The following is a 7,083-nucleotide window of genomic DNA, read 5'->3' on the forward strand; positions in this document are numbered from 1 at the left end:
TAGTAATGAGCTGTACATGTGCGCTAAACGCTATTCGTTTTTTACGAAACCATCTTAACATTTTGTCCATAATTTGTCAATATCCCGATTACAAATAAATTACTGTTCACTCCGTGCCCAGTAACACGCTACGCGATGCACAGAATTTATGCTAAACGCATAAATTCGCGCGGTATTTCTCGGGTTTTCTGTGACCTTCGCTCACAAAAAACACCTCGCGGGATACTACCAGTGAATAGTAATACAAATAATTACTTCCCTTATTATTCCCGGAATACGTCTGAGAAAACACTCTTTTACAGAATCTCCACAATGTGGAATATACAAATCAAAGGAATGATCTTCCACACTCTGTTCTAAAGCCCATACTCATCATAATACTGTCTGCGCTTTTTAGCATCTGTCACTACGATCTGAATCTCATCATTTCTCTTATCAAGAATAAGTTTATTAATCAAAACACTAAGGCGTTCTTCTCCTCTGACTTCGCCAATTGCTTTTCCTTCCGCTCTTAACCTTTCCGATTCCAGTTCCAAAACTTTTCCACCCATAGCATCACCTATCCCTTTCTGGATCTTCTCTTCATCCTGGAAGATATAGTCCGAGATTTTTACAATCAGTTTTATCAGATCCGTATATAATTCCGACCTTCCAGATCCTGTCAGTTCCTTTTCAAGCTTTACACGTATCTCCTCATACTCATTCAACAATGTCTGAAATAACCGGGGATTCTCCCTCATATCATGGGCTCTTTTCTCATATCTCATGATATAAAACGGAAGCAGCATCAGCAGATTTTTCTCAAAAATACTTTCCGCTGTATAATCAGCCATTTTTACAGTTGGTACGCGGTACATCTGCTTTCTCCCATCCGGAAAAATCACATTCGTTTCCAGAAAATCCGGCGTATTCCCCGAACTTCTCAAAAACAACACGCAGGATCTCGGGAACTCTATCTCATACCTTCGTCCCTGCTTTGCCGCATATTCAATAGCAATCGCAAAGTCATACTCTATCATACGCACTGCCATTGTCGTATCATCCGTACTCTGACATTCAATATGATACATCTTCTTCCCGATCAGAAGACAGGAATCCGTGATGACCTCCCCGTCCGCCTGCTGGTGCTCATTGCGAAGCTGCGTGATCTCTACATCTTCCGGATAGGATGTATGAAACACTTCATTGATCAATGGTATAACCAGCCGTGGTATCTTTTCAACCATAGTACGGAACACATCATCAAAAATCGTATTGTTCATTTAATTCCTCCTTATTATAACATTTTCCCAGAGCTTTGAGAACCTCCAAAACACCCCTTAATCAAACATGAACTGTTTTATTCCCACCTCCCGTTCAGGCAAAGCCAACGGGCAGAATGTTATAATATTCAGGAACGTTTGCTTTACCACTATAAAATTTAAATTATCTTTGTGAAAATGTCGGCGAACGCCAGAGAAACCCGTTATGAACCGCCAGACCTGGCACGAGTAATATAAGATTTTCACTATAATCTATAGTCTAAAATACGCTGTTTCAAAAATCAAGCACTATTTCACACATTACTGTTCAATTACTATTCAACTACTATTTCAAAACCAAAAACATTACCTGCAAATCATACAAATCCCCACACATCCAATAACCAGCGCACAGAAAAGAAACGCTTTCCCTGCGCGTCCCCTCCCTGATTTTGTCTCCCCCTCAAAAAATTTGTTGTCTTTTCTCCAAAAAAGTGTATAATACGTATAATACAATTTAATCGAACATTCATTGACAATTACCGGTTTTTAGTTCTGTCAGTCACGGTATAGAAATGTCGGACTTTCAGCTAAGAGGGAATCAGGTCAGAATCCTGAACAGTCGTGCTGCTGTATACGTGCAGCCATATCTCATATCCATTGCATCGTTATGCGAGAAGGAGAGACATGGCGTTACTGCGTGAGTCAGAATACCTGCTATAAACTGCCGCCATTAACTACACGCAATAGGAAATGGAAGGGTGATCTTCTTTAGTGTTCTCTTTTTTACAGAAGTATCATCCTTACATATGTTTTCTCTGTTCCTTTTAAGGAATATAGAACACCGGCAGTTATTGGTACCTTGTTATTTTTATCATAGTCCATACTACTCCCATGCAGAGAAAACAACATTGTCTATCAGCAAAGGAGTATTTTTTTATGTCAAATTCTCTGACACTTACGCGTCGTAACTGCGGACAGTATATTGAGAAGAATATGGAACTTCCACAAAACTGCCGCTCTATCTCAGCAGAAACCTTTTTTAACAGACCTGATATTCGTTCTGTGGTATTTCCCTATGAAATGGAACAGATTGGAAACAAAGCCTTTCAGGGATGTTCCCGGTTAAGCAGAATAGAGCTTCCTGAACATCTGCAAAAACTTGGCATAGGGGTATTTTCAGACTGCATTTCTCTGAAAAAAGTCAAAATTCCCGCCAGCCTTACCAGTATTCCAAAAAATGCATTTAACAATGGCCGAAAACTGAACAGTCTGGAGTTCGCCCCGAACAGCAAACTGACATTTATCGGTCCGAATGCCTTTTCAGAATGCGCTACTCTTACGGAAGTTGTTTTCCCTGCCTCTCTGGAAGAAATCGATGACAGGGCTTTTTATAAATGTAAGAAACTGAGTTGTATTTCTTTTCCGGGGGGGGATTTAAGGGTTATCGGAAAGCAGGCTTTCTATTTCTGCGGAATGGATTCGCTGCAGCTGCCTGATTCGCTGGAAGTCCTTGATGAGAGTGCTTTTTTTAAGTGCTGTAATCTGACCTCTGTGGTGATTCCGCCCAATGTCAGATACCTTGGAAAATGGATCTTTCATGGATGTAACCGCCTGCAGTATCTGGAGATTCGCCATGATCCTGAATTTATCGGGGAATGGATCATCAACAAAGCGGCTACGATCCGCTGTTATAAAGGTTCTAAAGTAGACAGATACTGCCAGCAGTCAGGATTCAAAGTAGAATACTTTTCCTAATAACAACAAAATCTGTATTGAACAGACAAAAAAGAGGAATGTTTATGAATGATACTTTTACTTATTTTCAAAAGAAGGGATGTACTGTTTTTTCTTTTCCGGGAAAAACAAGGGTTCTTAGCACCAGTCCTCTTAATGGCGGGATCACTGCTCATCTCACGCATGCTTTAAATATCAACTGCATGAATGGTGCCTATGAATGTGAAATGCTTGGAAACACCTATGAGGAAGACCTGAACATTCATACAAAAGAGCTGGGAATTGATCCGCAGACAGCAACCGCACTCAGCACAGCGGCATGGACTGAACTGTGTGCTGTTGAGAAAATCTGTTATCAGGAGTTATCCGTGACTGCTGCTGTTACAGGGGGAATTGATTCAAACGGAATGTGTCCGGGAGATCCTTCTTCTTACTATGAAAGAAACGGCGCTTACGAGATGCTGCCACCCGGTACGATCAATGTTTTTATCTATATCAATCAGAATGTTACAGAGGCAGCCATGGTCCGCTCAATGATGATTGCTTCGGAGGCAAAAGCAGCGGCCGTTTCACATCTCTTACTTGGAAGCTGTTATTCAGAAGAAATCGCGACAGGTTCTGGTACTGACGGAATGGTGATTGCCTCGGCTATGGAGGGAGAGCTGACACTTACCGATGCCTCCGGACATTCCAAGCTTGGAGAGCTGATTGGCAGGGCAGTCCGTATGGCAGTAAAACATGCCCTGATGAAACAGACAGCTGCCTGTGGTCCGAGACAGTTTCAGGTTCTTGTTCGTACTGGCAGATATGGAATCACCCCGGGAACTCTGTGGGATTTTTATACAGAGCATGAGATTCTTTTTCATGCATACAATATTAGTTTTAAGAAAGCTTCTGAGCTGGAAGGAATACTTCTATCGCGAAACAGAAACAGCAATCTGGTTTTATGTGTGTCTCTTTATCTTCATCTGATGGATCAGCTTCGCTGGGGACTAATCATGGAACCGGAGGCTGTCCGAGAGGGAAAAAGGCTGCTTCTTTATGGACTGTACTGTGGACGGGATACTTATCTGGGCGATGTTTATCCTGAAGATGTATGGAAGAACGAAGTACTGAAAACATTTTCACTTAAAGAACAGCTGATTTATATTTTAATCTGTTATTTTTCTGTCAGATCATAGTTGGATCATCACATTTTTATGGTAAAAACTTACTAAATTTCTGATTATCTTTTCATAAGTTGGTAAATGCCGATATATCCCGTATTTTAGGGCTTTATCGGTATTTTCTTTTTGGAAGATACCTTGCATAAGCTGGCATTTACCAGCATGAAAATGCAACCAAAAGTAGTAAATGAGTAGTAAATATAAGCTCCGATATTAACAAGCCAGTCTTTCCAGTTCTGCTTTTGCAGATTGAAATGTACCGTGTGCATAATAGCCAAGTGTCATGGTTATGTTAGCGTGTCCCATAAGATATTGCAGGGTGTTTGGGTTCATTCCTCTGTTTGCCATATTCGTACAGTAAGTATGTCGGAATGAATGTGGTGTGATGTTCGGTAACTTGTCCGTGTGATACTTGTTATACTTCTTAATTAGTCCTCGCACCATGCCCTCATAGTTTCCTGCAACTTTAGGTAAGCCCTCACGGTTCAAGAATAGGAAATTGCTATAACCACCTACAATCAACGGTTGTGCCTTTCCTCTGTTCTTTAGTATTCTTTGGATTGCTTGATAAGCCCGTTCTGTCAATGGAAGTTCTCGTTTTCCGTTTTTGGTCTTTGGCGTTTCAATATAGTAGCCGATTTCGCTGTCTTTCAATAACTGGTGGTCTATATTGAGTATTCTGTTCTGCATATCAATATGCGTCGTTAGTCCGCAAAATTCAGAAATACGAAGTCCCGTTTCCAGCAGAAGCACAACCTCATCATAATACTTGCTGTAAATCTTATCCTTTTCCATAAAGGCAAGCAGGCGTTCTTCCTGCTCTGGTGTAAGGATAACTTTCTGCTCCGTATCATCTTCCAGAACATCACTTAGCTTAAATTCAAACGGGTTCTTTCTGATACAGTCGTCTTGTATCGCCATGTAAAATGACGCTTTCAAGGAACGCTTGTAGTTATCAATCGTTTTATAGGCGTATCCTTTTTCGCTCATTCTGATAGCCCATTCTTTAGCGTCCGACTGCTTAACAGTATCAATCGCCCTCATACCCAATGGGTCATTTTTCAGAGCGTTCATAAGATACTGTCGTCCTTTTTCAGTAGCCCTCTTGATGTTCTTTCTTTGGCTGTTCTTCTTGTCGTAGAGCTGGCAGACTGTCATTTTACCGCCTGCTGTATCGATACCGTCGTTAAGGTCTTTTTTAATCTGTGTTTCTTTTTCCCTCAACGATATATCATCACGCTTTCCAGCAGGTGTCTTGTCTGTCGGTACAAGTTTCCAAGAATAGATAAATTGTGGCTTTCCGTATATATCGGTATATTTATAAACGTATCTTCCGTCTTTTCGCTGGCTCTCTCCATTACGCAAATTGCGATTTTTACTGTCTTTTCGTTTTACATTAGACATAGTGTAAAGCTCCTTTCCGTCATGGAACGAGCCGTGATACGCTATATTTATTATACCATATCTACGGCTCAATGACATTAGATTTCGTCCAATGTATCTATGATTTTTTCAAATTGTTTTCGCTTAATCTGAATACGGTTGCCGTTCACGATAACCCAGCCAGCGTCAAGATTTTCTTCGGCTAATTTACGCAATTTCTTTTCGCCAATGCGGAAGTATTTGGACGCTTCTTCAACCGTCAGCGTATATTTTTCCCAAATAGGCACATCAGTATTGTTCATAATCTATGCACCCCCCTTTACTGTGTGTCGTTTTTTACAAGCAGGCAGACGGCTTTGGAAAGCTCCATTAGTATCTCAACTATTCCCATTCTTGTGGGCAGAACCGCACCATGCGGACGTATCATTATTCTGTGAGGATAGGTCGTGGCAAAACAACTTTTCCAACAGTCGCTCTCGGATCACTGCGTGGGTCGCTCGCTTTCTTTTGAAAAGGTCGTGGCGTACAGTCCCCGTGGCTCGCCATCTCACAAACGTATCTGTCTGCTTTATTCAGTTGTCAAAGAGCTGTGGTGAAAGCGTGTTGCTTTCATATAAAAGCAGGTGGCAGAGCAGGAAAGAGGGGGATATTAAATCATGCTCCGCTAAAAACTGCTTATTCTTCTGGTTCTAAGTCCATATCTTCAATATCAAAACCTAAAATCATTTTGATAAGTGCTTCTCTGATACGTCCTTTTAATTCCATATCTACAACGATATAAACATTGCCGTATTCATCATAAAGTGAACGCAAACAGCACTTTGATATGTAAGGGTCATAAAATGCCAGTAATTTTTCAATCGCTTTTTCGTTTCCGTCCATAGCTGATGAAATCAAGTAATAAGACGGTTTCTTAAATAACTGTTTCATTTTCTAATGTTCCTCCTTGAGTATTTTTTTCATAGTTTCCAAAGCGTGATGTCGGTTTCTAAATACACCGCTTTGCGTGATTTTCTGCAAGTTGGCAATTTCACTTTCTGTCATTTCCAAGAAGTAATACATCAACAGAGTATTGCGTTTTCTTTCTGGAAGTTTCTTCAAGGCTTCTGCCAATTCATCATCAAGGACACGAATATCAATGCCACATACTGAAAAGATTGTATAATCTGTTTCGTAGTCGTCCCAAACAGCCATTTTATCAACAAGGACATCTGGCAATTCGCTGAAAGATATTTCTTTATTCTTACGACGGTTTAATTCCTTGTAATAATCTTTCACGACACTACGGACAACTTTCTTTAAACAACTTTCAAAACGACATTGAACTGTTTTCTGGAAGTCAGACGGTTTCATCAATCTCACCTCCTTTCCTTTATGATTTGAAAAGTGTTTATCCCTCTTTCCGCACCATATAAGGACAGCTAGGTGTGATTTAATGACCTCTTTTGAAAAATTTTTTAAATTTTTTCGGGTATGAAAAAAGCCCGCACAAAACATATAGTCTGTACGAGCCTTTAAAGCTAAAACATAGTAATATTGTATCATTAAGAATCACA

General features: G+C 40.4%; 7 protein-coding genes and 1 riboswitch. Of the genes, 2 read left to right on the forward strand and 5 right to left on the reverse strand.

Annotated elements, in window-relative coordinates; all coding sequences use genetic code 11:
• Positions 1 to 356: 356 nt before the first annotated feature.
• Complete coding sequence (locus WKT11_RS15820; RefSeq protein ID WP_118247309.1) at positions 357 to 1,262, reverse strand: hypothetical protein; 906 nt, start codon at positions 1,260 to 1,262, stop codon at positions 357 to 359.
• Between the two features lie 512 nt (positions 1,263 to 1,774).
• Positions 1,775 to 1,977, forward strand: a riboswitch (cobalamin riboswitch).
• 203 nt (positions 1,978 to 2,180) lie between these two features.
• Between WKT11_RS15820 and WKT11_RS15825 the strand changes: the two genes are divergently transcribed.
• Both WKT11_RS15825 and WKT11_RS15830 read left to right on the forward strand, forming a co-directional pair.
• Entirely contained in the window at positions 2,181 to 2,999 is an 819-nt protein-coding gene (locus WKT11_RS15825) for a leucine-rich repeat domain-containing protein (RefSeq protein WP_161324057.1), read from the forward strand.
• A gap of 44 nt (positions 3,000 to 3,043) precedes the next feature.
• Positions 3,044 to 4,159: an adenosylcobinamide amidohydrolase gene (locus WKT11_RS15830; RefSeq protein WP_025580994.1), complete on the forward strand. Its 1,116-nt coding sequence runs from the start codon at positions 3,044 to 3,046 to the stop codon at positions 4,157 to 4,159.
• Between the two features lie 198 nt (positions 4,160 to 4,357).
• Here the strand turns inward: WKT11_RS15830 and WKT11_RS15835 are convergent, their stop codons facing one another.
• The 4 genes from WKT11_RS15835 to WKT11_RS15850 form a co-directional block, all read right to left on the reverse strand.
• Positions 4,358 to 5,548 (reverse strand): site-specific integrase, encoded by a 1,191-nt coding sequence (locus WKT11_RS15835; RefSeq protein WP_003062094.1) that lies wholly within the window; start codon positions 5,546 to 5,548, stop codon positions 4,358 to 4,360.
• A 77-nt stretch (positions 5,549 to 5,625) separates the two neighbouring features.
• On the reverse strand, positions 5,626 to 5,829 hold the full coding sequence (locus tag WKT11_RS15840; protein ID WP_002322728.1) for an excisionase: 204 nt from the start codon (positions 5,827 to 5,829) through the stop codon (positions 5,626 to 5,628).
• Positions 5,830 to 6,202: 373 nt separating this feature from the next.
• Positions 6,203 to 6,457, reverse strand: a complete 255-nt coding sequence (locus WKT11_RS15845) for a helix-turn-helix domain-containing protein (protein ID WP_002322727.1) — start codon at positions 6,455 to 6,457, stop codon at positions 6,203 to 6,205.
• A gap of 3 nt (positions 6,458 to 6,460) precedes the next feature.
• The gene (locus WKT11_RS15850) at positions 6,461 to 6,880 is read right to left on the reverse strand and encodes an RNA polymerase sigma factor (protein ID WP_003061815.1); all 420 of its coding nucleotides are present in this window, start codon (positions 6,878 to 6,880) and stop codon (positions 6,461 to 6,463) included.
• Between the last annotated feature and the right edge of the window lie 203 nt (positions 6,881 to 7,083).

The organism is Blautia sp. HCN-1074 (genome assembly GCF_037890165.1).
Taxonomy (GTDB): domain Bacteria; phylum Bacillota; class Clostridia; order Lachnospirales; family Lachnospiraceae; genus Blautia_A.

Bases quoted from the DNA above. Each gene is read 5' to 3' on its own strand.
- WKT11_RS15825 (WP_161324057.1), top strand. From the start codon at position 2,181: ATGTCAAATTCTCTGACACTTACGCGTCGTAACTGCGGACAGTATATT.
- WKT11_RS15835 (WP_003062094.1), bottom strand. From the start codon at position 5,548: ATGTCTAATGTAAAACGAAAAGACAGTAAAAATCGCAATTTGCGTAAT.
- WKT11_RS15840 (WP_002322728.1), bottom strand. From the start codon at position 5,829: ATGAACAATACTGATGTGCCTATTTGGGAAAAATATACGCTGACGGTT.
- WKT11_RS15845 (WP_002322727.1), bottom strand. From the start codon at position 6,457: ATGAAACAGTTATTTAAGAAACCGTCTTATTACTTGATTTCATCAGCT.
- WKT11_RS15830 (WP_025580994.1), top strand. From the start codon at position 3,044: ATGAATGATACTTTTACTTATTTTCAAAAGAAGGGATGTACTGTTTTT.
- WKT11_RS15850 (WP_003061815.1), bottom strand. From the start codon at position 6,880: ATGAAACCGTCTGACTTCCAGAAAACAGTTCAATGTCGTTTTGAAAGT.
- WKT11_RS15820 (WP_118247309.1), bottom strand. From the start codon at position 1,262: ATGAACAATACGATTTTTGATGATGTGTTCCGTACTATGGTTGAAAAG.